23 protein-coding genes are annotated in these 24849 nt (G+C 67.2%); 12 read left to right on the top strand and 11 right to left on the bottom strand.

The window, feature by feature from the left end; all coding sequences use genetic code 11:
* Positions 1-284 precede the first annotated feature (284 nt).
* The gene (locus ACQUST_RS01600) at positions 285-740 is read right to left on the bottom strand and encodes a 30S ribosomal protein S19e (protein WP_435124175.1); all 456 of its coding nucleotides are present in this window, start codon (positions 738-740) and stop codon (positions 285-287) included.
* A gap of 99 nt (positions 741-839) precedes the next feature.
* Positions 840-1871, bottom strand: a complete 1032-nt coding sequence (locus ACQUST_RS01595; RefSeq protein ID WP_435124173.1) for a lysylphosphatidylglycerol synthase transmembrane domain-containing protein — start codon at positions 1869-1871, stop codon at positions 840-842.
* 152 nt (positions 1872-2023) lie between these two features.
* Between ACQUST_RS01595 and thiL the strand changes: the two genes are divergently transcribed.
* Positions 2024-2962: a thiamine-phosphate kinase gene (gene thiL, locus ACQUST_RS01590; protein WP_435124172.1), complete on the top strand. Its 939-nt coding sequence runs from the start codon at positions 2024-2026 to the stop codon at positions 2960-2962.
* 16 nt (positions 2963-2978) lie between these two features.
* On the opposite strand, the gene ACQUST_RS01585 is transcribed toward thiL, so the two are convergent.
* Positions 2979-4115 (bottom strand): site-2 protease family protein, encoded by a 1137-nt coding sequence (locus ACQUST_RS01585; protein ID WP_435124171.1) that lies wholly within the window; start codon positions 4113-4115, stop codon positions 2979-2981.
* Between the two features lie 147 nt (positions 4116-4262).
* Between ACQUST_RS01585 and ACQUST_RS01580 the strand changes: the two genes are divergently transcribed.
* Positions 4263-4628: a cupin domain-containing protein gene (locus ACQUST_RS01580; protein ID WP_435124170.1), complete on the top strand. Its 366-nt coding sequence runs from the start codon at positions 4263-4265 to the stop codon at positions 4626-4628.
* Between the two features lie 149 nt (positions 4629-4777).
* Here the strand turns inward: ACQUST_RS01580 and ACQUST_RS01575 are convergent, their stop codons facing one another.
* On the bottom strand, positions 4778-5035 hold the full coding sequence (locus tag ACQUST_RS01575) for a DUF7123 family protein (RefSeq protein WP_435124168.1): 258 nt from the start codon (positions 5033-5035) through the stop codon (positions 4778-4780).
* A gap of 266 nt (positions 5036-5301) precedes the next feature.
* Positions 5302-6123, bottom strand: a complete 822-nt coding sequence (locus ACQUST_RS01570; protein ID WP_435124167.1) for a molybdopterin synthase — start codon at positions 6121-6123, stop codon at positions 5302-5304.
* Between the two features lie 183 nt (positions 6124-6306).
* Between ACQUST_RS01570 and pyrH the strand changes: the two genes are divergently transcribed.
* From pyrH to ACQUST_RS01555, 3 genes are all read left to right on the top strand, one after another.
* Positions 6307-7023, top strand: coding sequence for a UMP kinase (pyrH, locus tag ACQUST_RS01565; RefSeq protein ID WP_435124165.1), 717 nt, complete (start codon positions 6307-6309; stop codon positions 7021-7023).
* Positions 7020-8744 carry a lysine--tRNA ligase gene (gene lysS, locus ACQUST_RS01560; RefSeq protein WP_435124163.1) on the top strand — a complete coding sequence of 575 codons (1725 nt, stop codon included), beginning with the start codon at positions 7020-7022 and terminating at the stop codon, positions 8742-8744. The genes pyrH and lysS overlap by 4 nt, the downstream gene beginning before the upstream one ends.
* A 119-nt stretch (positions 8745-8863) precedes the next feature.
* Entirely contained in the window at positions 8864-9502 is a 639-nt protein-coding gene (locus tag ACQUST_RS01555) for a PadR family transcriptional regulator (RefSeq protein WP_435124162.1), read from the top strand.
* Between the two features lie 289 nt (positions 9503-9791).
* Here ACQUST_RS01555 and ACQUST_RS01550 read toward each other — a convergent pair whose 3' ends face one another.
* The 4 genes from ACQUST_RS01550 to ACQUST_RS01535 all read right to left on the bottom strand — a co-directional run bounded on the left by ACQUST_RS01550 (position 9792) and on the right by ACQUST_RS01535 (position 15976).
* Positions 9792-11594, bottom strand: coding sequence for a site-2 protease family protein (locus tag ACQUST_RS01550; RefSeq protein ID WP_435124160.1), 1803 nt, complete (start codon positions 11592-11594; stop codon positions 9792-9794).
* A 400-nt stretch (positions 11595-11994) separates the two neighbouring features.
* On the bottom strand, positions 11995-13602 hold the full coding sequence (locus ACQUST_RS01545; protein WP_435124158.1) for an ATP-binding protein: 1608 nt from the start codon (positions 13600-13602) through the stop codon (positions 11995-11997).
* 136 nt (positions 13603-13738) lie between these two features.
* Positions 13739-15322: a heme-binding protein gene (locus ACQUST_RS01540; protein ID WP_435124156.1), complete on the bottom strand. Its 1584-nt coding sequence runs from the start codon at positions 15320-15322 to the stop codon at positions 13739-13741.
* 117 nt (positions 15323-15439) lie between these two features.
* On the bottom strand, positions 15440-15976 hold the full coding sequence (locus ACQUST_RS01535; protein WP_435124154.1) for a hypothetical protein: 537 nt from the start codon (positions 15974-15976) through the stop codon (positions 15440-15442).
* A gap of 106 nt (positions 15977-16082) precedes the next feature.
* Here ACQUST_RS01535 and ACQUST_RS01530 point away from each other — a divergent pair, with 106 nt between their 5' ends.
* From ACQUST_RS01530 to ACQUST_RS01515, 4 genes are all read left to right on the top strand, one after another.
* Complete coding sequence (locus tag ACQUST_RS01530) at positions 16083-16694, top strand: metal-dependent hydrolase (RefSeq protein WP_435124153.1); 612 nt, start codon at positions 16083-16085, stop codon at positions 16692-16694.
* A gap of 131 nt (positions 16695-16825) precedes the next feature.
* Positions 16826-17452: a VOC family protein gene (locus ACQUST_RS01525; RefSeq protein ID WP_435124152.1), complete on the top strand. Its 627-nt coding sequence runs from the start codon at positions 16826-16828 to the stop codon at positions 17450-17452.
* Positions 17453-17565: 113 nt separating this feature from the next.
* The gene (locus tag ACQUST_RS01520) at positions 17566-18048 is read left to right on the top strand and encodes a hypothetical protein (protein ID WP_435124150.1); all 483 of its coding nucleotides are present in this window, start codon (positions 17566-17568) and stop codon (positions 18046-18048) included.
* A 268-nt stretch (positions 18049-18316) separates the two neighbouring features.
* On the top strand, positions 18317-19561 hold the full coding sequence (locus ACQUST_RS01515; protein WP_435124148.1) for a tyrosine-type recombinase/integrase: 1245 nt from the start codon (positions 18317-18319) through the stop codon (positions 19559-19561).
* A 6-nt stretch (positions 19562-19567) separates the two neighbouring features.
* Here the strand turns inward: ACQUST_RS01515 and ACQUST_RS01510 are convergent, their stop codons facing one another.
* Both ACQUST_RS01510 and ACQUST_RS01505 read right to left on the bottom strand, forming a co-directional pair.
* On the bottom strand, positions 19568-19753 hold the full coding sequence (locus tag ACQUST_RS01510) for a hypothetical protein (protein ID WP_435124147.1): 186 nt from the start codon (positions 19751-19753) through the stop codon (positions 19568-19570).
* Positions 19750-20022 carry a hypothetical protein gene (locus ACQUST_RS01505; protein ID WP_435124145.1) on the bottom strand — a complete coding sequence of 91 codons (273 nt, stop codon included), beginning with the start codon at positions 20020-20022 and terminating at the stop codon, positions 19750-19752. Before ACQUST_RS01505 ends, ACQUST_RS01510 begins: the two co-directional genes overlap by 4 nt.
* 867 nt (positions 20023-20889) lie before the next feature.
* Between ACQUST_RS01505 and ACQUST_RS01500 the strand changes: the two genes are divergently transcribed.
* The 3 genes from ACQUST_RS01500 to ACQUST_RS01490 are packed head-to-tail and all read left to right on the top strand — an operon-like array spanning position 20890 to position 24769.
* Positions 20890-22893 (top strand): hypothetical protein, encoded by a 2004-nt coding sequence (locus tag ACQUST_RS01500; protein ID WP_435124143.1) that lies wholly within the window; start codon positions 20890-20892, stop codon positions 22891-22893.
* Positions 22894-22895: 2 nt separating this feature from the next.
* On the top strand, positions 22896-23972 hold the full coding sequence (locus tag ACQUST_RS01495) for a hypothetical protein (protein ID WP_435124141.1): 1077 nt from the start codon (positions 22896-22898) through the stop codon (positions 23970-23972).
* A complete protein-coding gene (locus ACQUST_RS01490) occupies positions 23969-24769 on the top strand; it encodes a DUF6339 family protein (RefSeq protein WP_435124140.1) in 801 nt (266 codons plus the stop codon). Before ACQUST_RS01495 ends, ACQUST_RS01490 begins: the two co-directional genes overlap by 4 nt.
* Positions 24770-24849: the final 80 nt, after the last annotated feature.

Genomic DNA, 24849 nt, shown 5'->3' with positions numbered 1-24849 from the left:
AGCTTGCGGGCGAGCCGCGGACCTGCTGTCCCCCGAGCGAAGCGAGCACCTCGACCACCCGCGGCGAGCTTGCGGGCGAGCCGCGGACCCGCTGTCCCCCGAGCGAAGCGAGCACCTCGACCACCCGCGGCGAGCTTGCGGGCGAGCCGCGGACCCGCTGTCACCGAACGTAGCGAGCACCTCGACCACCCGCGGGCTCGGTGCCGAGGGCTACGCGGGAGGAGCGGTGACTGAAACGGAATCAGCGGCTACCGGGTCGGAGAAATCGGGGTCCGGCGGCGGAGTTACGCGTAGCGTTCGAGTTCCGGGCGGTCGAGGTCTTCGAGGACGTCGCCGGCCGTGTCGTCGAGGAACGCGCGGCCGTCGGCGGTGATGCGGCGGCCCTCGCCCTTCGCGGTCTCGACGAGGCCTTCCTCTTCGAGCTGCTGGAGCGCGACGCGGATGATTTTCCGGGAGCCGCCGCGGTGGTCCGGCGGCGAGACGACGTAGCGGTTGGAGCCGTGTTTGGCGCCGCCGTAGCTGGTGGCGAGCCGCTCGATGCCGATGGGGCCGTTGTCGGCGACCTTCCGGAGCACGGACGCTGCGCGGACGTACCAGAAGTCCTCCTGCTGGGGCGGGAGTTCGCGGTCCGTTCCGGTCTTCGTGAACTGCACCCAGTCCGGTTCGTCGATTCGGTCCTCGAGCCGGGCGGCGACCTCCTCGATGAGGTCCTCCGCCGGGACGTCGTAGAGGGTGACCATACCGACGGATTCTACGCCGCGCTGTTTAAAGCCGTCGTATCACGGTCGTACGGCGGTACGGGACCGCCTCACGCACGTCGGCGGCGGAGCGGTTCGCGGTCAGCCGAGTCGGTCCGCGCCGACGACGCTGACGACGACGCCACCGATGGCGACCGGGACCCAGTAGACCGCGCCGCGGTAGATGACGACCGCGGCGAGCGCGGTGCTGGTCGTGATGCCGATGCCGGGGAGCGCGGCGAGCACCGCGACGAGGACGGCTTCGATGCCGCCCGCGCCGCCCGGGAGCGGCGTCACGCCGGCGATAGCGCCCATCGGGACGACGAACAGCAGGACGTGCATCGGGACGGTGACGCCGATGGCCTGGAAGGCGAGCCACAGCCCGACCATCTGGAACCCCCAGCCGACCGTGGAGGCGGCGAGCGACAGCGCGAGGCCCCTCCGGTTCGTGGCGACGCGTTCGATGGCGCCGAAGAAGTGGCCGATGCGGGACTCGATGGCCGCCTCGTCCGGCGCGGAGACGCCGGGGACGAAGTCGGCGATGCGGGAGACGGCCGGCGTGAACGTCGAGACGGCTTTGTGTTCGAGCCGGTAGCGGTACTGCCAGCCGAGGTAGACGAGCCCCGGGACGACGACCGCGAGCGCGACGACGACGCCGGTGGCGAACCGGAGCCGCTGGCCGAACGTCGTTTCGGTGGCGAAGTAGGCGGCGCCGATGAGCGCGAGCGTCACCGACGGCACGAAGTTCAGCGTGTCGACGGAGGCGATGGCGGCGAGGCCGCGTTCGTACTCCGTGTCGGCGGTGCGGGAGATGAGCAGCGCCGCGACCGGTTCGCCGCCGGCCTGCCCGAACGGCGTGATGTTGTTCGAGAACATCGCGCCGCAGAACACGAAGAACGACTTGACGACGGACAGCTTCACGCCGAGCACCGACAGCACGGTGCGGAGCGCGACCCCCCACGCGACGAGCCAGCACACCGTGACGGCGACGACGAGCAGCACCGTGTCGGTGTCGGCCCGCGCGAGCTCGGCGACGAGCGTGTCGACGCCACCACTGAGGTACAGCAGCGCGGCGAGGACAGCGAACGCGCCGAGGAACCCGACCGCGGTGGCGCGAAGCTGGTCCGTATCCATGCGTCCGGCCTGGGGTGGCCGAGGTATCAAGCCGTCGAAAGCGGTGGCCGCGGCCCGACGAGTCGGTGGCTCGACTGCCGTCGGTGCGCCGGACTCGGCCGTGGGTGGTCGAAGGGAAACGGGTTTCCCGGTGCCGGCGCGACTCGGAGGCGATGGACGAACGCGAGGCGCTGCGGCTGCTCGGCGGGTCGGTGCCGGCCGCCGGAGACGACTGCGCCGTCGTCGGCGACCGGGTGTTGACGACCGACATGCTCCACGAGTCGACGGACTTCCCGGCGGGCGTCACGCGCTACACGGCCGGGTGGCGGAGCGTCGCCGCGTCGCTGTCGGACGTCGCGGCGATGGGCGCCGACGCCGAAGCGGCCGTCGCCGTCTACGCCGCGCCGACGTTCGAGGAGTCGGAGCTGACGGCGTTCGTTCGCGGCGCGACGGACGTCTGCGCGGCGGTCGACGCCGAGTACGTCGGCGGGGACCTGGACGAGGCCGCGGAGTTCACCGCGGCGACGACGGCGCTCGGCGAAGCCGAGTCGCCGGTACGGCGCTCCGGCGCCGAACCGGGAGACGCCGTCTGCGTCACCGGGTCGTTCGGGCGGTCTGCGGCCGCGCTCCGCCGGTTCGCCGCCGGCGACGTCGACCGCGGCAACGACCTGTTTCGGTTCACGCCGCGCGTCGCGGCCGGCGTCGCGCTCCGTCAGTACGCGTCCGCGATGATGGATTCGAGCGACGGGCTGGCCCGGTCGCTCCACCAGCTCGCCGAGGCGAGCGACTGCGGGTTCGCCGTCGAGGAGGCCGCCGTTCCCGTCGACCCCGCGGTCGACGAGGCGCTCGAAGCGACCGGCGCAGGCACAGACGACGGCAACGACGGCGGCAACGACGGCGGCGCGGGAGACGCGACGGCGCGGCGGGAGGCGGCGCTGTTCTTCGGCGAGGACTTCGAACTCGTGTTCACGGTTCCGGCGGACGACGTCGACGCGGCGGTGGCGGCGTCGCCGACGCAGGTGACCCGGCTCGGAACCGTGACGGAGGCGGAGCGCGGCGTCCGAATGGACGGCGACCCGCTCCCCGACCGCGGATACGGCCACGGGTCGTAACAGCGGCGAATCCGGCTCAGACCACGACGACTTCGATGGGGACCAGCAGGAAGCAGAGCAGGCCGAGCGCGAACGTGAGGACGCCGAGCGCCTTCCGCTTCGGGCCGAGCGCCGAGTCGTCGATGGGGTTGGCGGGGCCGCGGTAGGCGATGAACGCTGAGAACAGCCCCCAGAACGCCCAGAGGCCGACGGAGTCGTTCAGCGACAGTCCGCGGCCGAAGTGGAGGTAGGCGGCGATGCCGAACAGCGCGAGCGGGACGAGCGAAGCCACCGTCTCCTGGCGTTCGCCGACCATCGCGCGGACGATGTGTCCGCCGTCGAGCTGGCCGACCGGGAGGAGGTTCAGCACGGTGAAGAACATCCCGACCCACGCGCCCATGATGACCGGGTGGACGGTGAGCCCGGGCTGTTCGTAGCTGGTCTGCCGGCCGAGCGCGTCCGCGATGAGGTCGAGCAGCGGCGGGTCGTGGAACTGGATGACCTGCGCGCCCTCCGAGAGGAGTTCCGCCGGCACCGGGAACGGGCCGAGCGACAGCCCGACGACGGTGACGACGACGGTGGCGGCGAGCCCGGCGAGGGGGCCGGCGACGCCGATGTCGAACAGCGCCTCGCGGTCCGGCATCTGGCCGCGCATCCGGATGATGGCGCCCATCGTCCCGAACGGGAGGACGAACGGGATGACGTACGGCAGCGACACGTCGACGCCGTGGTACCGGCCCACGACGTAGTGGCCGAGTTCGTGCGTCAGCAGGACGCCGAGCACGGCGGCCGTGAACGGCCACGCCTCCAGCGCCAGCAGCGGATTGTCGAGGATGGCGCCGAACGGGATGTAGTACCAGGAGGTCGCGCCGACGAGCAGCGTCGACAGCAGCGTCGCACACAGCAGCGCGACGTTCGTCCACGGGACGCCGTCGACGCCGGTGGAGTACGGGCGGGCGACGACGACGTCGAGGCCGCGGTCGGTGCGGGCGACCTGCACCTCGTACCCCTGTTCGCGGAACGCCGGCCAGACGCGACGGGTCAGCTCCTCCTCGTCGACGTCGCTGACGCCGTAGTACAGCACCCGGTCGCCGTCGGTTCTGACGTCGGAGACGTGGAAGACTGCGTCGAGCTGCGGCGGGCGGGGAACCTGCTGAGAGTCCGCGTCGCTCATCGGCGGTGTTTCTCGTCGCACCGGGATAAGTCCTGCTCGCGAGCCGACCCACCGCGGGCGCGACGCGGCCCGTGACTCCGGGGCGACAGCCATCCTCCGGCGCCGGCCATCCGAGGAGGTTTCAGTCGGCGCGCCGGCTGTCCGGGTATGGAGAAGGTGAATCTGGCGTCCGCGTTCGCGTCGTTCGACGAGCACTGGTCGCCGCGGCTCGCCGCCGAGCCGAACGGGCAGGCCGTGAAGCTCGCGAAGGCCGACGGCGAGTTCGTCTGGCACCACCACGAGGACGCGGACGAGCTGTTCCTGGTGGTTTCGGGCCGCCTCCGCATCGAGTTCCGCGACGACCCCCCGGTCGTGCTCGAGGAGGGCGAACTGATCGTGGTGCCGCGCGGCGTCGAACACCGGCCCGTCGCGGAGACGGAGACCGAGATGCTGCTGTTCGAGCCGAGCGACACCCGGAACACCGGGAACGTCGAGTCGGCGGAGACGCAGACCGACCTGGAACGGGTGGAGTAAGCGGCTGCGTTCGGAGCGGAGAAAACCGCGGAGAAAGCGGGGCGGAGCGGGGACCGCCGCGAGAAGCGGGGCGGGTCGCGTGAGCGTCGGTGTCGTCGTGCCGGGTGTGCCAGTCGTCGGGGCCGTGCTGCCCGTCGCGGAGCGGTCAGTCAGGCCGAGTTCGGTTCGACGCGCCACGTGGTCGCGCTCGTGTACGACCACTTCTCGATGGTGAGGTCCGTCGCGGAGTCTTTGAGCTTCACCATGAGGGCGCCGATCTCCTTCGGGGAGAGGTCGACCTCCTCGGCGATGAACTTGCTCTTGAAGTACAGCTCGCCGTCCTGCGCCTTCTCGCGCAGGAACGCGGTGAGCCGTTCTTCCTTGGAGGGGCTATCTGCGTCGGTGGAGGGGTTTGCGGTTGCGCTCATCCTGAGTCACCTCGATTGCTCCTATGCAGCCAGGGGATGTTATAAAGGAGAGTCCGTTGGCGGTAATTCGGCCCCGTTCACGGCGACACGACCGTGAAATGACGAAAACCAAACCGTTCACGACCGTTCGAGAACCCGCGAGACATTTTACAACCGATTCTGAGGCTCTTTCGTCGTTTCACGCTCAGGTGGACGCGAAGCTGCATCGAGAGATTATTTCTCCAGAGTACACGCGAATGAATTTCGTCAGACGGCCGGTTTCGGGGTCACGCGCGGTCGTGAACCCAGAACTCCTCGGACTCCGTGGTCTCCTTCTTGAAGATGGGGACTTCGTCCTTCAGGCGGTCGATGCCGTCCTCCACGGCGCGGAACGCCTCCCGGCGGTGTCCGGCGAGCACGACGACGAACACGATGTCTTCGCCGTCCTCGATGACGCCGACGCGGTGGTGGAGTCGGACGTCGAGGACGCCGTCGCGGTCCGCGAGTTCGCGTTCGATGCGGCCGAGCCTGTCGGCGGCGACGCCCTCGTACTTCTCGAACGCGAGGTGGGTCGTCCGGTCGTCGTCCGGGGCATCTTTCGCGCGGACGCGGCCGGTGAACGTCGCGATGGCGCCGGCGCGGTCCGCCTGCTCGCTGCGCTTGACGCGCGCCACCAGTTCCTCGAGCGTCACGTACGGTTCCACGTCGTCGATTTCGGCGGCGAGCGCGGCCGGGTCGAGGTCGGCCGCGTCGTCGACGCGGCGGACGACGTCGCCGGGGACCTCCGCGTCGCCGACGACGACCGTCGGCAGCCGAAGCCGGGAGAAGCCGCTGACGAGACAGTAGTCGTGTGCGGGCGCGAGGCGGTCGAGCGCGTCCGTGAACGAGCCGTCGACGCCCGAGGCGACCCAGTCGCCGTCCGGCGCGAGGTCGACCGCGGCGTCGACGCCGCCCGGAGCCGCCGCCTGCGGGCGTTCAGTGTCGGGGTCGTCTCCGACGGCGTCGGCCGTCTCGGTGCGGCGAACCGTCGCGACGCGCCCGTCAAGTCGCTCGGCGACCGCGTCGGCGACGCCGTCGGCGCCCGACCCGACGATGCTCAGCGTCTGCATGGGCGGAACGCGGTCGGCGAGCGGCTTAGACCTTCGGCACCGGAGCCGCGACGCCGGCCGCGATGAGGCGTTGACGCCGGCCGCGACGCAGACAGCGACGGGCCGACGCACCGAGAGGGCCGACGCGACCGCGTCGGTCCCGGTTCGGGAGCCTTAAGAGCGAATCGCGGCAAGCCGAACGTAATGAGAGTCGTCCTTTCGCTCGGCGGAAGCGTGCTCGCGCCCGAACTCGACCCGGAGCGGGTGTCGGGCCACGCCGCCGTCATCGAGCGACTGGTGGAGGAAGGGTGTGAACTCGGCGCCGTCGTCGGCGGTGGCGGCGTCGCCCGCGACTACATCGGTGCGGCGCGCGAACTCGGCGCCAACGAGGTCCAGCTCGACCAGATCGGGATCGACGTGACGCGCATCAACGCCCGGCTGCTCATCGCGGCGCTCGGCGCGACCGTCGACCCGACGCCGGCGCACGACTACGACGAGGCCGGCGACGCCATCCGCCGCGGCGACGTCTCCGTGATGGGCGGCGTGATGCCGGGGCAGACCACCGACGCCGTCGCCGCCGCGCTCGCGGAGTACATCGACGCCGACCTGCTGGTGTACGCGACCAGCGCGAACGGCATCTACGACGCGGACCCGAACGAGGACGAAGAGGCGGTCCAGTTCGGCGAACTGACGCCGGCCGAACTCGTCGAGGTCATCGCGCCGATGAGCCGCGACGCGGGCGCGTCCGCCCCGGTCGACCTGCTCGCCGCGAAGCTCATCGAGCGGTCCGGGATGCGGACCATCGTCCTCGACGGAACGAACCCCGAAGTGATCGAGGGAGCCGTGCTGCGCGGCGAACACACCGGAACCAACATCGTTCCGAGCGGCGGCGGCGAGCCGACGTACTGGGCGCAGCAATGAGCGCGGACTCCGACGCCGACGACGCTGGCGACGACGTTCGCGCCGGCGCCGACGCGGAGCCGGCCGAGGTCGACCCGCACGCGGTCGGCCGCGGAGGCGGGGGCGGCGACGGCGAGGGCGACTACCGCGCCTTCTGGGCCGACGCGGTCGCCGACGAAATCGAGGCGCGGGACCCCGACGAACCGGTCGTCATCAAGGGCGGCGTCTCGCCGTCCGGCATCGCGCACATCGGGAACTTCAACGAGATCATCCGCGGCTACTTCGTCGCGGCGGTGCTGCGCGAACGCGGCTGGACGGTTCGGCAGGTGTTCACCAGCGACGACAAGGACGCGCTGCGGAGGCTCCCGCGGAAGCTCGCGGACACCGACGGCGACGTCGTCGACCTCGGCGACGTGAACGCCGGCGCGCTCGGGAAGAACCTCGGGAAGCCGTACACCGACATCCCCGACCCGTTCGACGACGGCCACGAGTCGTACGCCGCGCACTTCGCGGCGCTGCTGGAGGCCGACGCCGAGGCGCTCGACATCCCCGTCGAGATGGTGTCGAACACCGACCTGTACGCCGACGGCGACTTCGACGACGTCGTCGAGCGCGTCCTGCGGAACGCGGACGCCGCCCGCGAGACGCTCGCGAAGTACCAGGACAAAGTCGACGAGGACTACGTGCCGTTCATGGCGCAGTGCAGCGAGTGCGGCGTGCTGACCCAGGACGTCCGCGGCGTCGACGTCGACGCCGGCACGGTCGACTACCGCTGCTCCGGCATCGACGCCGGCGGCCGCCACATCGAGGGCTGCGGCCACGAGGGCACCGCGACGTTCCGGGAGGGGAAGCTGCCGTGGCGGTTCGAGTGGCCCGGCCAGTGGGAGGTGCTCGACGTCGACTTCGAGCCGTTCGGGAAGGACCACGCCGAGGGGTCGTGGCCGAGCGGCGTCGACATCGCGCGGACCGTGCTCGGGAACGAGCCGCCGGTGCCGATGGTGTACGAGTGGTTCACGCTGAACGGCGAGCCGCTGTCCTCCTCGGAGGGCCACGTCGTCACCGTCCAGGAGGTGCTCGACCTCATCGAGCCGGAGGTGCTCCGGTACTTCTTCGCGCGGAACCCGAAGAAGGCGAAGGACTTCAACGTCGAGCGGCTCGACCTGCTGGTCGACGAGTTCGACCGGTTCGAGGAGGTGTACTTCGGCGAGACCGCCGACGAGGAGCTGAAGCCGCTCGCCGACCGGGCGTACCCGTTCGTCGTCGACGAGCCGCGGGGGGACCGCGTCAGGCTCCCGTACACGTTCGCGGCGGTGCTCGGCATGGTCGACGACCGGGACTTCCGCGTGAAGCTGGCGACCGACGAGGGCCACTTCGACGAGGACACGCCGGAGTGGGCCATCGAGGACGCGCTCGAACGCGTCGAGCGGGCGCGGCGCTGGGCGGAGCGCTGCGACAACGAGTACAACTACCGGCTGCAGACCGACCTGCCGGAGCACGACTTCGACGACGACGTCGAAGCCGCCCTCGACGACCTCGCCGCGTTCGTGGCGGACGGCCACACCGGCGAGGAGATTCAGGGCGAAATCTACGAGACGGCGCGGCGACACGACGTCGAAGTCAGCGACTTCTTCGAGGCTGGCTACCGGCTGTTCTTCGACGAGACGCAGGGGCCGCGGCTCGGCGAGTTCCTCGGCGAACTCGAACGGGAGTTCGTCGTGACGCGGCTCCGCCGGGACGGGTAGGCCGTCGGCGCCCGGGCCGGCGACGGCGACTCACCGAGCCCCGCTCCGCCGAGCCGCCGATTCTCCCGAAAGTGCGGCTACCGAAACCCTTACCCTCCGAACTCGGGAAGTGACTGCTAATGCGGAAGAGCGGCCCGCCGCGTGGCCTCATCGCGTACATCGTGCTCGAACTCCTCGAGGAGAAGCCGCGGTACGGCTACGAGATTCTCAAGGAGATTACGGACATCAGCGGCGGCCACTGGGAGCCGTCGTACGGCTCCGTCTACCCGATTCTGTACAAGTTCGAAGAGGAGGGGTGGGCCGAGCGAATCGAACGCGAGGACGAACCGGACCGGAAGTACTTCGCGCTCACCGACGCCGGCCACGACCACCTCGCGGAGAAGCGCGCCGAGGCGGGCGGGAAGGCCCGCGAGTTCGCCGACGTCATCCTCGGCTTCTACCACCTGTACGTCGCGTTCGCGACCGACGACCGGTTCCAGACCGACCCGTCCGACGAGGACTGGCAGTTCGACGACACCTACTCGGCGTGGATCGCAGAGCAGGTCATCCGGCACCACGAGCGCGACTTCGGCGAGTTCGAGCGCATCCCGGACACGCCCGAGGAGTTCTACGAGCGCCACGGCGCCCCCGAAGCCGCCGACGGCGACGACGAGGACGAGGCGGCGACCGACGACGACGCGGACAGCGGAGCGGACGCCGGCGACGTCGACGACCAGCCGTCCGAGGTCGAAGCGAACGGCTCCGCCACCGACGACTGAACCGCCGGCCGCGACGACGCAGATTTCTCACCCGCCGCAGCGCCACTTCTCCCGCGGCGACGCTCGACGACCGCCAGCGACGCGACCGAACGGCCGACTGCGACGACCGCTCGACGGCGCCCCGGTGAGCGGTTCGCGTTCTGGTCGCGTCGCTGCCGCGGTCGTCGTCGTTGTTGTTGCGGTCACAGTCATAGTCGGCGTCGCTGCCGTGGTCGTCGTCGCTGTCACTGTCGGAGGTCGCTCCTGAAGTCGGTGAGAACGGCCGAGGGGCGGCGAATCGGGTCGCGGGTCAGCCGGCGAGGAACTGCGGCGCGAACACGATGACGAGCAGCGCGGCGAGCATCACGAGGCCGACGGAGGTGGTGATGGCGCTGACGAGTCGGTGCCGGTCGTCGACGGGGAGCCGCGACACCAGTCCCTCGGCGGCCATCCGGAGGATGCGGCCGCCGTCGAGCGGGTAGCCGGGGATGCAGTTGAAGACGGCGAGCTGGATGTTGATCCAGGCCGTCCAGAACAGGACGTTCGCGAGGACGAACACGGTCGGTTCGCCGAGCGCGGCGAGCGGGCCGCTGACGTCGTAGAAGTTCGCGAACGGGCCGTAGAAGCCGGCGAAGTTGTACGGGAGGAGGCCGGTGGCGCCCGCGAGCGGGAGCAGCAGCGCGATGAACGCGAGCGTCAGCATCGAGTTCCCGAACACGGTGAGGCCGCTCGGGATGTCGCCGGAGCCGAGCAGCGAGAGGTAGAGGTCGGTCGGGTACGGCTGGATGCCGAAGGACTCGACGGTGAGCCCGGAGACGCCGGGGGCAACGCGGACGCCGAGCAGGACGTCGTTCTCGGCGGCGGTCCCCGTGTCCGGCTGGAGCGTCACGTCGTACTCGCGGAACTCGCCGTCGACGTACAGCCGGACGGAGACGGTGTCGCCGGGGCTGTACCGGTCGAGCGCGCCGGTGAGGTCGGTCGCGTCGACGACGCGGTCGCCGCCGATTCGAGTGACGACGCCGGAGGCGTTCGCGAGCGCGCCGCCGCTGGCTTCCGCGAGCGAGCCGCCCTGCTGAATCGTCGTGACGTACGCGCCGAGCGCGACGGTCCGGGGGCCTTCGCTGGTGGAGAGCCGCGCGAGTTCGTGTGACTCGGCGGCGTCGCGGAACGCGGACATGGTCCGGACCGACGTGCCGTTGACCGCGGAGATGCGAATCGGGTCCTCGGACGGGTCGACCGAGAGGTTTGCCGGGTTCCCCCGGACGGAGCCGACGACGACCACGGACCGGTGGACCGTCGTGGTGCGCTCGCCGTCGACCTCGACGGTGACGTTCGGCGGTGCGGCGGCGAGCGCGGCATCGAGTTCGGTGGTGTTCGACACCGGGGTGCCGCCGACTTCGGTGATGCGGTCGCCGCCGGAGATGCCGGCCTGCGCCGCGGGCGCACCGGGGTAGGCGCCGCCGACGGCGACGCCCGGCGCGGCGACGACGGAGCCGATGACGGGGCCGAACAGCAGCGCGAACGCGACGGCGGTGACGACGATGTTGTTGGTGACGCCGGCGGCGAACATCCGGGTGCGGGCGCCGCGGGAGGCGCCGCGCTGGCTCTCCTCGTCCGGTTCGACGAACGCGCCGACCGGGATGAGCGCGAACAGGACGACGCCGAGCGAGTCGATGTCGATGTTCTCGACGCGGCACAGCAGGCCGTGGCCGCCCTCGTGGACGACCAGCGCGACGAGCAGGCCGAGCAGAATCTCCGGGGCGACCGCCCACGGTAGGAAGTCGTTGACGCCGGGGATGATGAGGAAGTTCGACGGCTTGTTCGCCTGCGTCTGAACCGGATGCCGTAGCGTCGTCGCGGCGGCGTTCAGCAGGAACGCGAACATGCCGACCATCACGACGACGGCGATGCCGACGCCGACGTTGCTCCACGCGCGCCAGAACCGCTTCGGCCGGGAGAGCCGGTCGAGCAGCCGCCGGCCGTACGTCGTGTGAATCGTCGTCAGCGGGCCCTGAACGTTGACCGCGTTCGGCAGATACCCCTTCGACTGGAGGGCAGTCGCGGCCAGCGTGTACGCGAGCACCCCCGCGAGAATCCACAGGAGCGTATTCATTGCTCGGACGAAAACGGCGCGCGGGCAAAGACGTTCGGGTACGCGGATTCGCCGTCGTCGTCGAGGCGGGGCGGGGCGAGGCCGAGCGGCGCCCGGCGAGACGGCGAGTCGGCGGCGTCGCCCCGGAGCGAACAGCCGGAACCCCTCCATTTCAACTAGAAACCCGGTGCAGCGGTCGACGTCCGGAGCGCCGGCGTCCACTTTCACCGCCCGCTCGGCCGAGTCACCTGGAGTCGAAGCGGACGTGGAAACGGATGCCGAGCCCGACGAGGAAACGGACGACGAGCCGGGTAGCGAAGCGGTTGCCGAACGTGGAAGCAGATGACGAGTCGAGTGGAGAAGCGGCGGCGACGGTGCCAGTCGGAGGCGGCGCGGCTGAGTCCCGTCGGTCGCGGTCGGGTCAGTTCTCGGCTCCGCCGTCGCCACCGCCGTCTCCGTCGCCGGTCCGAATCTCGAAGCGCGCTCCACCGGCGTCGCTCCCGGCGACCGAGACGGTCCAGCCGTGCGCCCGGGCGATTTCGCGGACGATGGGGAGGCCGAAGCCGGTGCCGTCCTCCTCGGTCGTGTAGCCGCGTTCGAACACGTCGTCGCGGTCAGCCTCGGGGATGCCGGGGCCGTCGTCGGCGACGTAGAAGCCGGCGCCGTCCGCGAGGCGGCCGACCTCGACGTCGACGTCGCTGCCGCCGTGTTCGACGGCGTTCCGCATCAGGTTCTCCAGGAGTTCGCGGAGCCGGGTGTCGTCGGCGTCGACGGTGCCGAGCGCCGAGTCGACCGCGACGTCGCCGCCGCCGCTGACGGCGCCCCAGGTGTCGCGAGCGAGCGACGGCAGCGGGACGGGCGCCGTCTCGCCGACGGACCGGCCGGTGCGGGCGAGCGCGAGCAGGTCCTCGATGAGCGCCTCCATTCGGCCGTGCGCCTCCTCGATGTGGTCGAGGTGCGGGCTGTCCACGGAGTCCATCAGGAGTTCGAGTCTGCCCTGCGCGACGTTCAGCGGGTTCCGGAGGTCGTGGCTGACGACGGACGCGAACTCTTCGAGCCGGTCGTTCTGCCGTTCGAGCGCGGTTTCGCGGCGGCGGAGCACCGCTTCGCGCTCGGCGCGGCCGAGCGCGGCCTCGACGTTGTCGGCGAACACCTGCGCGAGCGCGACGTCCGCGTCGTCGAAGGCGCCGCGGTCGGGGGAGCCCGCGATGAACAGGCCGTGGTCGCCGAGCGGCACGACGAGTTCGCTCCGGACCGGCGTCTCCGAGCCCTCGACGTCCGCGTAGGCGGTCACGTCGTCGTAGACGGCGGCCTCGCCGGACTCGAAGGCGCGCCAGGCGAGCCCGTCCGGCCGGATGTCGGTGACGTCGCCGAACATGTCGCGCGCCTCGCTGGTGACGCTCACCGGGACGAGCCGGTCCCCGTCCGAGCCGAGCAGGTAGACGGCGTTCACGCGCAGCCGCAACACCTCGTGGGCCGTGTTGGTCGCGGCCGCCGCCACCGACGCGGTGTCGCGCGCCGTCATCAGTTCGCGGGCGGCCTTGTGGAGTTCGTCGAGCCGGCGTTCGCGCTCGAGCCGGTCGAGCGCGACCGCGGTGTTGTCGGCGAGCAAGCTCGCCAGTTCGAGCCGCGTCTCGTCGACCGCGCGGTCGCGGTCGGCGCCGGCGAGGATGACGCCGTGGGTCCCGATGGGGACGACGACGCCCTGCCAGTCGTGGTCGCCGTCGGCGTCGAGCGCCCACAGCGGCTCGCCGCCCTCGAACACCTCCCAGACGTCGCTGCCGCGGCGGAACGTCGGCGGGTCGCCGCCGTACGACTCGCGAGTCTGGTCGGTGACCGCGACCGGCGCGAGCGCGTCGCCGTCGCGGAGATTGACGCCGGTGAGCCGGAAGCCGAGGATGTCCTTCGCCGCGCTGACCACGACGCCGCAGACGGCCTCGGGGGTCTCGGCGGTCATCAGCTCCTCGGTCGCCGCGTACAGCGAGCGTGCCATGTCGAGGCCGCCGTCCGCGGCGTTCCCGGCGTTCATCGACGCTCGGTACCGAACCGGCCGTGATAAAACCAGGTACTCGGGCATCGTTCCTGATAGCGGGACCGCCGGACGCGACCCGGATTCCGTGCGGGATTCCGCGGCAGTTCCGCGGGCCGCGGCGGCCCGTGTCGGCTCAGGCGAGGAAGACGTGTCGCGGCCGGTCGGCGAGGACGTCGCGGCCCCACTCGACGGTGTCGGTGAACTCGTCGCTCCGGAAGAACGCCATGGCGTCCTCGCGGGAGCGCCACTGGCTCGCGATGAACATGTCGTTGTCGTCTTCGACGTTCACCATCAGGTCGGTCTCGAAGTGGCCGTCCATCTCGTCGAGCAGTTCGCCGACGCCGGCGAACGTGTCGACGAAGTCCTCGCGGTGCTCCGGCTTCACGGTGTAGAACATCCCCATCGTGCCGAAGCCGGACTCCTCGCCGGCGCGCTCGACGATGCCGGGGAGTTCCGAGAGGAACCCGGCGGCCGTCTCGGCGGCGCTCGCGGTCTCCCAGATGGAGACGACCGCCGACCGGACGTCCTCGGCGTCGGCGCCGGCGGCCGCGCCGCCCTCGTACACCGCGGTTTTGACGTGCGTCCCGTAGTGCTCGAAGTTCCCGCGCAGCCCCTCGACCTCCTCGAACAGCTCGTCGGTGTCGGCTTCGGAGTACAGCACCGTCGCGAACACGTCCTCGCCGTGCGGCTTCCCGGCGTAGATGTCGAGGTCTTCGAGCTCCGAACGGATGCTCTCCTCGTCGGTCGCCGCGTCGCCGTCTTCGTCTCCAGCGCCATCTCCGTGGTGACTGTCACCGTCGCCGTGGTGCCCGCCGTCGTCGCCGTGGTGATGTTCGCTGTCGTCGCCGCCGTGGTGGTGTCCGCCCTCTCCGTGGCTGTCGCCGTGGGCGTGGCTGCCGGCGGTCGCGTCGCCGTGGCCGTCGCCGCCGTGTTCGGCGGTCGGGACGGGGTCGCCGGCGAGGTACGCGCCGAGGTCGGTCGGCGGGAAGCGGCGGCCGACGTAGAAGTCGCCGAACTCGCCGTAGCGCGCGGACGCCTCGTCGAACCGCATCTCGTAGACGATGTCTTTGATGTCGGTCGGGTCGGCGCCGAACAGCGTGACGCCCCACTCGTGGTCGTCGAAGCCGACGGACGACGAGATGACCTGCTTGATTTTCCCGGCGTACTCGCGGCCGACGTCGCCGTGGCCCGACATCAGTTCGGCCCGCTCGTCGAAGTCGAGCATGTACCAGTTGTCCTCGCCCGACCGGCGCTTGCTCATCGGGTAGAACGAGACGTACTCGCCGTCCGGGATGTCCGGCTGCATCTTCCCTTCGATGTAGCGGCGCAGGCCCTCGTCGATGTCCGCGTCGTCGCCTTCGAAGTAGTCGTCGGAGACGTACCCGGACACTTCGGTGACGGAGACGTACGACGTCGGCTGCTCCGTGAACGACGCGAACGCCGTCGACTCGAACCGGCGCTCGGCGGTCGACAGCGCGTCGAGCGTCGGGCGGAAGTGCAACACGAGCAGGTCCGCCTTGTGGCCGAGCACGGAGAACACCGCGGAGGTGCCGTCGGCGGCGTCCTCGACGGCCTCGTGGCGCTCGAGGTAGGCGACGCCCTCGTCGAGGGCGCGTTCGCGTTCGCGCTCGGGGGCGTCCCGCCACGCGTCCCAGTCCACCGTTCGGAAGTCGTGGAGGACGAACCAGCCTTCGTCCGTCTGAGGGGCTTCCGGCATAGCCCACGGTTCGGCGTCCGGAGGCTTCCCTGTTTTCCTTCGCCGGCGCCGGTGCCGGCGTCGACTCCCGGCCGTCCTGCCGCTCCGGGCGGCCGAGTCGGGTCGGGCCGTCCGCGGTCAGTTCGCCTCGATGGCGTCGATGACGATTGCGGCGATGACGACGAGCCGCGGGTCGACGTCGCCGACGACGTCGATGTCGTAGCGGTCGCGCAGCGAGAGCTGCCCGGAGATGTCGGCGACGGTGGTGCCGTCCGGGGTTTCGACGTCGTAGGCGAACGGCAGCAGGCCGACGACGTTCCGGCGGACGAACGCCCGGACCCAGTTGTCCTCTTTCACGGTCGCGACGTGGTCGCCGTCGGGGCCGAGCAGCTGGTACTCGTGTTTGAACATCGACATCAGGCTGCGTTTCACGGAGCCGATTCGCTCCCCGGTCCGAGAGTCGACGGCGTCGTAGGCCGCGGCGGCGTCGAGGACGCTGTCCGCTTTCACCTGAAACACCTCCTCGCCCGAGTCGACGTCCGTGAACCGGAAGTCCTCCTTCAGCCGCAGCTTCTTCTGTTTCGACTGGAGGATGTCGGCCCCCTCCTCGCTCACGACGTACTTGTTGCCGATGGAGACCTTCTGGCGGACCTCGTAGTGGGAACCGTCGAACATACCGCTTCTGTCGCGCCATCCGGCAAGAACGTTCTGGCACAGCGAGGCGTCCGCGGGGCCCGCGGGCCGCGCCGAGTTTATCCGGCCGCGGAGCGTATTCCGCGGTATGATGGCCACAACGCACGCCCTCGCGGGCGTGCTCGTCGGGCTGGCCGCGCTGGCGGTCGCGCCCGGCGCCGGCCCCGTCGTCGTGCTCGCCGCCGCGCTCGGCGGCGTCGCCCCGGACGTCGACCTGCTCGGCGCACACCGCAAGACGCTGCACTTCCCGGGCTACAACGCCGTCGCGGCGCTGCTCGCCGTCGCCGTCGCCGCGCTCGCGCCGTCGACGACGACCGTCGCGCTCGCCGCGTTCCTCGCGGCCGCCGGCCTGCACGCCGTCTCGGACCTGTTCGGCGGCGACCTCGAACTCCGACCGTGGGAGCTCGCCGGCGACCGCGCCGTCTACGAGCACGTCCGCGGCCGGTGGCACCCGCCGCGCCGCTGGATCCGGTACGACGGCGCCCCCGAGGACGCCTTCCTGGCGCTCGCGCTGGCGCTTCCGGCGTACGCGGCGCTCGACGGCGTCGCCCAGCAGGCCGTCGTGGCGCTCGCCGCCGTCTCCGTCGTCTACGCCGCGCTCCGCCGGTCGCTCGTCGACCACGGCCGGTGGCTCGTCCGGCGGCTCCCGCCGCGGTTCCTCCGGCTCATCCCGGAGACGCTGATTGCGGACCTCCGCTGACCGCGGCCGTCTCGGATCCGAGACGGCCGCGAATCGGGGGCCGTCACCGTCGACCGGCCGGTGAACCCGGTGGCGCCCGGTGACATCGATGTCAGCGAGCGGCTAAGTGTCCGGAGTCCGTACGATGGGCCATGACGGCAGACGACTCCGACATTCCGGTCACCGCCGAGGCGCCCGACAGCGCGTTCTCGGTGACGGGCACCGACCACATCACCGTAATCGGCAGCAACGAGGAGGACACCGTGGAGTTCTACCGCGACGTCCTCGGGATGCCGCTGGTGCTTCGCCAGCCGAACCTGGACGCGCCGGACGTCACGCACCTGTTTTTCGACACCGGCGACGGCCGCATCCTGACGTTCTTCGTCGAGGAGAGTCGCGACTCCAGCCAGGCGCCCCAGCGGACGCCGCTCGGCGGCGTTCACCACCTCGCGTTCAGCATCGAGGCGTCCGAACTCCAGAACATCAAGGAGGCGCTCCAGGAGCGCAACCACGGCTTCAACGAGTTCGACCGCGGCGCGTTCCACTCGCTGTACACTCGCGACCACAACGGCCTCACCATCGAACTCGTCGTCGACAAGTACGCGATTCCGGACGACCGGCGCGGCGAGGTGCTCGCGCTCGCGCACGGCAAGCGCGTGGAGGCCGGGGACGACTACGTCGACGACCCGCACATGGAGGCCGCCATCGAGGAACTCGGCCTCGACGTCGAGCGCGCAGACATCCCGGACGCCGCCACCGGCACCGGCTACGACGACTGAGCGACGCCGCCAGCGGCGCAGACACCACGCCGACCCGCCACACCGAACCGCCGCGCCGGCTCGCCGCGCCGACCGACGCCGCACTTTTTGGCCGTCGCTCCCACGCGACACCCATGGTTTCGAGACGCAGCGTCGTCCGCACGGTGTTCGGTGCCGCCGGGTTCGCGGCCGCCGCGGGACGGACCGCCGCAGCGACGACTGACGAGTCCAACGCGGACGCGGCGGCAGCCGACACGGACGGCGAACCGTGGGCGCCGACCGACGACCCGACGCCGGCGACCGACACCTACGCGACGTTCCGCGACAGCGACTACGAGGTCCGCGTCGACTGGAGCGCCTACCGGTTCGCGTCGGTGTCGCTCGCCAGCGTCTCGCGGTTCGACGGCTTCGTCGAACCGACGCTCCGGGTGGAGACTGACTACGTCGAAATCAGCGGCGCCGACGTCCGCGTCGCCGGCCGCGACGCAGACGGCGACGTCGTCGACGAGACCGTAGACGGCGACGTCGACGTCGACGAACGCAGCACCGAGTTCGTCTCGGCGCTGCTCACGGACCCGGACGACCAGGTCAGGACGATTCGGGTCACGCTCCACTGAGTCGGACACGCAGCCGGCACCGGACCGTTTCTGACCCACCGAAGCCGGAGAGTACGCTCCGCGACCGCATCACCCGCCAGCCGCAGGCCTGACAGCAGGCCGTGTCGATCGAAGTCGTTTCGGAGTTCACCCGAAGCCGCAACTACACACCGACACAGTCAGAGAGAACACCAAACGGGCAGCGCGCGACGACCCGAGTAGGTGACAGCCTAGGCCGGGATGTGTACATCATATTCATAGTCTCACTTATCATATTGAAGTTATCGGCATGAGCAACACCAGAGCAAACGTCGAGTCCCTCCGCGAACGCATCCAAGACTCCAGCGACCTCAGCGACGACGACCGGGCTGCTCTCCTCAAGTTCAGCGACACACTGTACCTCCTGAAGTCCGAATACACCGAATACCGACACGAGAAACTCCTGCGCCACTGTACTCGTATGGCCGAAATCGTTGGCGATCTCGCAAAGTCTCTCGATAATAAGGGTGCCGCAGAGGACCTCGTCCGATGGATCAACATCACCTACGAGAACGAGAACACCAACCACGACTACCGGACGGCACTGCGTGTATTCGGCAACCGTGTGACCGACGAAGAGGGGATCCCAGACAGCCTCGAATGGATCCCGTCGGGGACCTCTAACAGTCACAATCCCGTCCCGAACCCGGCTGACATGCTTGAGTGGGAAGACGATGTCATCCCGATGATCGAAACTTGTCGGAACTCCCGAGACAAGGCACTCCTCGCTGTCGCGTTCGACTCCGGCGCACGGAGTGGAGAGCTCCAAGAGCTCACCGTCGGGGACGTCAACGACCACCGACACGGTATGCAGATCATGGTGGACGGAAAGACCGGGCAGCGGTCTGTCTCGCTCATACCCAGCGTCCCCTACCTCCAGCGGTGGATGAGCGACCACCCGGACTCGACCGATGGAGACGCTCCACTGTGGTCGAAACTCGACGATGCCGAGGAGATGTCCTACCGGTGCTACCTCAACATCTTCAAGCGGGCGGGAAGGAACGCGGGTATCTCGAAGCCGACCACGCCGACCAACTTTCGCAAGTCGAACGCCACCTATCTCGCCGAGAAGGGGATGAACGAGTCGTTCATCAACGACCGCCAGGGCCGGACGCGAGGGAGTAAGGCAACCGCCCACTACGTGGCGAAGTTCGGCGGTCGAGCCGAGGACGAATACGCCCGGTTGCAGGGACTCGAAGTCGACGAGGAAGAACCGGAACCGATTGGTCCGGTCAAGTGCCCTCGTTGCGGGAACGATACCCCGCGCCACGAGCCCGCTTGCGTTCACTGTCAGCAGGCGCTCAGTCACGGTGCAGTCGAATCCATCGAGAAGGAAGAGCGGGAGGTTCGAGACGTATTCTTCCGATTCGCCCGGGAGAACCCAGGTGTCTTGGAGGACTACCAAAACTCTCGGGACTTCACGGAACTGCTCGAAAGTAATCCGGAGCTCTTCGAGGACGCACACGCGTTCGTCGAAGCGCTCGCGGATCAGTAGCATCGCCTAGCGAGCGTTCAGCTTGAGCCGGTCCAGCTCGCTCTGGACGTCTTCCAGCCCTTCGGTGTCCCCTGCGTTCGCGAGGAGAGCCAGAGCGTACGCCCGCGCTTCCTCGTTACCGCAGGCGAGGATCCGGCTGAGCATATCGCTGTTCTTCGCCACGTAGTCCTGGATGCTGTCCGCGGCGCTCACTTCAGGTCCTCCAGCGCCTGCAGGGTTGCCAGGGACCGGCGAAGAGGTTCGGTTACTTCGAGGACCGTGTTGATGTAGGTCGGTGAGATCGGCTCGACGAACTCCCCTCCTTCGTTGGTGAGCTCGTCGTGGAGGTCTTCTATGACCACCATCGAGGATTCGATCTCGCGGGTAGCCGATTGATAGATTTCCGACTCGGACTTCGTGAGCCAGACCGGCGTCGGAGAGTTGTATACGTTGCTTGCCTTGTCGAAGGTGTTGTCTTCCATTTGGGTTCTTCGTGGTGCCCATTCCCGGCTGAGCACGTCGACGAGCAAGCGCGGCTAGCCAGCGAAGCCTTATTACGAACCCCTCCAACGTGTGGAGTAGGATCGTCGGCTTCGCCGATGTCCTGCTCGTCGTGCCGTCGTTCAGACCCGGGTATACGTTTGGACCCGTGCACCCAGGTCGGTCAGTTCTCCGGCACGACGTCACCACGTCGCTACCGGCTGGTTCTATCGTATTCGGGGGGATACCATAACTGTTTGTTTCCTGTTTGCTTACATGATTTTCTGGAGTAAAACCGCTAGACGGCGGCGGGTAATTGGTGGGCAAATGTTTATGTACTCTAATATTCTGTCCTCTCTAATCAGACAGATTTCATCGTAGGTCTCGGGTCGGATCATAGACCGATTCCTCGAGGTCGGGAGTTCGGACATTCCTGTCACTAGGTCGGTCCCGCTTCCCTCCTGAGTTGGTCGGTGAAGAGAAAACATCGTCAGGATCCTCGTCAAGGTAGTGGAGAATTGCTCGACGGACGATGTCTGAACGGACAGTGCTTTCTGTCGTTGCTGCCGCATCCACGCGTTCACCGAGGTCGCGCGGAAGGCGGCAGGAGACGTGTGTTGTCACCGTATATACGGAGGGATACGAGTGTATTGTAGATTAGTGAGAATTGGCGGTTGGTCGGGTCGATAGCCCTCCAATTATCCCGCGAGACCGCAATAATCAGAGGTACAGAGTATTTATCAGTGGACGCGATCATTCCTCAACCCCAAAGCTGGTGAAGTAGCCCGAGAACTACGGAATCGAATTCTGCAGATGGTGAATCTCTTTCAACAAAACATTAATAAGTATCAATTTACTTTTTGGTCCCAGTGAACACGCACCGCAACGAGGATCCGGATTCCCTGTGGTGGTTTGAGGAAGTTCCCTGCGGCCGCTCCCGGAAGCAGGGACTGATCCAAAAGAAGACGTTCAGTCGAGATCTGGAGACCTTCGTACGGGAGATCCTTCAAAATTCGACGGACGCGAGGGAAGATCCAGACGACCCGATCAAGGTCTCGTTTTGCCTTCACGAATTTGACGACCGCAGTGCGTTCGAAGAGGCCTTGCAGTGGGACGAACTGTACCGCCACGTAAAGGCTGGTGGGAAGGATCAGGACGGACACGGCCTCAAAGACTACGTAGAGTACTTGGAAGACGGAGGTACGTTCAGGATCCTGATCGTAGAAGAGGAGAACGGCAAAGGTATCCAAGGGAACGAGGAGGACCAGGACTCGGACTACGCAGCGCTGATTCGTGATCCGGGTGCGAGTAACAAGGGAGGAAGCACGGGCGGCCGTCACGGGCTGGGAAGCACGCTTCTCTGGGTTGCCTCCGGCTTTCAAACCGTCCTGTTCAATTCTACTCTGGCTGAGGAGATGGAAGGCCAGACCTCTCCCCGATTGGTCGGTCGGTGTTTCATTCCGACACACGAAATATCAGAAGGGGAGTGTTACGCGAACGACGGGTGGTTCGGTTCCCGGTCGGGAATGGAGCGTGAAGAGCTCCAACGACCGGAGTCTATCTGGGGTGAAGCGGCCAGCGACTTGGCGGACGATCTCAAGATGGGCCGGCCAAACAGTAACGGGACGACGATCATGATTCCCGGGTTCCGTGACCCGTCCGATCCAGCCATGGACGACCAGCCCTCACCGGAGGAGCTGTGCCACGAGTTCGAAAAATCGACAGCGGACTACTTCTGGCCGGCGATCCGGGCGGGTGACTTGGAAGTCGAAATCGACATGTGCGGGCACAGTTCCGCGCTCACGGAAGACACTATTGAGGATCACGAGAGGATCGCTCCGTTCGTCACCTGCTACGACCAGATGCGTGAGGCGCCGGACTCGTTCAAAGGGCCTGGAACGGTAGCGAAGACCGACGAAGAGTACAGTATCGTTAGCAAGAAAGAAGACGAGTGTGAGGACGACGAAGAGTATCCGACACCGTCTGACGGGTACGTGACTATCGCCGCCCGGAAGGCTAACCCGAGCGATACCGAGGGACCAGCCTCCGAGCAACTCGGTGAGATTGCCATGTTCAGAGGTCCGGGCATGGTCGTGAAGTATAAATCGGGCCACTATCTCGGCCACTCTGGAAATTATCACGCCCTCCTCGCGGCCGGGAAGGCGCGCACGCCCCCGGGAGAGTCCCACGACCCCGTTGACGAAGCCATCGACGATTTTCTAGCGATGGCCGAGCCGCCGATGCACGACCGCTGGTACGGCGAGAAGAACGACGAGCTGAAGGCGAAATACAAGTACGGCGCGAAGGGGCCAGCTGACGCCCTTTCGACCAAGATTCTCCGTAACGGCCTCTCGAAGATACTGTATAACCGATCACGCCGAGCGGGATCGCTGACGCGACCCGGTCGCGATATACTTCCGAAAACACGTTCGGACCTCGCAGACGACGGGCGCAAACGCCCCCCGACACCGACCACCCCTCCACTGCTCGACTGGGAGATCGACGACGACATTGTCGGAAACAAGTGGATGTTCACTGGCAGCATCGGTCCGAATACTGAGCGGAAACAGATAGCAGATAATCCCGTAGATCGCTGGGAGGCGACTTTCGAGATCGTTGCGCTCTTCGAAGACGACAAAGAGGCCGACACGGTCCTCATCGAAGACGTGGACGCCGAGATCGTGACTGGGAGTGGGTCAATCACGATGACCGTCCTAGACGACGGTGAGAAAGGACGCATAGAAGCCCAGGGCGACGTCAAGATGGTAGAGTACGAGTTCGAAGCTCAGCTCCCGGGCCGTCGGGCGCGATTGGGAGACGTTTCGAAGACTAGGTTCAAGCTGACGGATGGCTCGGTGGAGGTGAGTAGCTGAATATGTCCAGCACACTCCAGCTCAATCGGTCACTCAAGTACGAAACGTTCCCCCACCATTGTGAGCTGGGAGAGTTAGACTTCTGGATCGAAGAGTACGCGGTTGACGACGATGATGGTGTCAAGCCAGAAGACGATCGCCGGCTCGATCTCACCGATTACCAAGGTTGGTCGGAGATCAAGTTCACCCTCTGTGTAGACGTCCCGGATTCGCTCATCGGCAAAGTCCTTCCAGAGGTCGGGGAGAGTACCGCGGGCGATCCCCCAAAGAAGGGTCCCGCGAACGTCGTCGTGGCTGGTCACTGTGTGAGCACCTACACACGAGCAGGGACGGTTCTGAACGAAGGGGGAGAAATCGGTGCCGGAACGGTGGCCGACACGCTCACAATCTCCTCGGAAGACATTGCGGATAAACTCGTTCTCCGTCCCTACCTCCTCCGGTCGGAACCCCTCAAACCGGAAACTGAATCCTCACTCGGCTTGGGTTCGGGACACGACTACGCGACTGAACCCGGGGTCCTCCTCTCCGACGGCATCAAGTGCAGGATCGAGATTACAGAGGAAGACCCCGGGAGCGACGACGTTCTACAAGTTGAGCGGACATCCTTCGAGAGGGAGAACGAGGCCGAGGAGACGCCGTTCCCGCCAGCCGATCGGATGTATTACCTAGACCTGAGACGAGACCCGAACAACCCGGTCCTCTACTTCAACGAAGATCACGAGCAGGTGGTCGACATCGTATGGAACGGCGACGGCACTTACGACGACCTCACGGCCGAGTTAATCTGGGATCAAGTGATGACACCAGTGTGGACCAGAATGACTCAGGTCGCCGCCGCCGAGTACGATTCCGAATCAGAAGAGTGGACTCCAGAGTGGCAGCCAGCGGTTTTCGAGATGTTGAGCGAGTATCTGTACGAAGGAGAAGATAAGTCTCCACAGAAAGCCGCAGAGTCGCTGCAAAAAGAACTGGAAGAGAGCCCTGTGTCCGCAACAGAAAGAATCGATCAGGCGGTCCAAGGACTGCTAAAACCTGCCGAGCAGGTCAGTAACCACGCACAACGGGTGGGAGATCGATGAACGCTTGGGATCCTGACGCGGATTTGGAGGACGGACAAGAGCTGGTCCGACTCGCGGACGGGGCAGAGAGTCTCCTCAGTAAGTACGACGATTTCCTGAGGGGCAATCACGACAGTATCCCCTTATCGGAGTTGGAGCCCCACATCCAGTCGACCGAACTGACGGCCGATTTAGCGACGCTCGAAGAGGAATTGAGAGCCATCGAATCGGACACGACCCCGGAAACTGCGCAAGCAGACCCTGAATCTGCCGCCGTCGTACATCGTCACGTTGACCTGACTCGAGCGGAGGCGTCCGATTCGGGGATCTGGAGCGCGTTCTCGATGTTGTACTATCCCTGGTTCGTTGACCATCGATGGGCGTTCAACAGCGTTTCGGCGATGAAAGAGAAGTTTTGGACGCAGGCCAAAGCTCTCGACGGTAAAGCCAGCACCTTCGAGCGGGCGTGGTGGATAGCCGAACTGACGTGTGAGGAAAATGAAGACGGAAGCGTTGACTACGAACCCACACGACGTGCACTCAGCAAGCGACGGTTCTCGCTTCTGGTTTTCGATACACCGATGGCCCGGTACGAGCCAGCAGTGAGGGCTCTACTTGAAGTCTTGTACGACGAACCGGAGGACGACGGTGAAGATGGAGAGTTGGCCGGTCAAGAAATCATCGGAGAGACCGTCAAGCGGTTTAGGAAGTCTGGATCAATCTTCCCGTACGAGGGCCAGCGGAGGTCCGATTTGGAAGAGACGCTCCGAGATATCCGCAGTGAGGTAGAGAAGTCGACCGAAGCCAACGAGTCGTAGAAGACCGTCCAGGATTCCAAAGACGGAATTCTACACCGTGGAAATTGTCTTTTTGGCTTCCGTACGCTTGAACGAAGCCC

Origin of the sequence: Halobaculum sp. D14 (assembly GCF_051195135.1) — an archaeon.
In the GTDB taxonomy this organism is placed as follows: domain Archaea; phylum Halobacteriota; class Halobacteria; order Halobacteriales; family Haloferacaceae; genus JBNTKA01.
The sequence above is the reverse complement of the archived record's forward strand: the minus strand, read 5'-3'. Positions and strand labels throughout refer to the sequence as shown.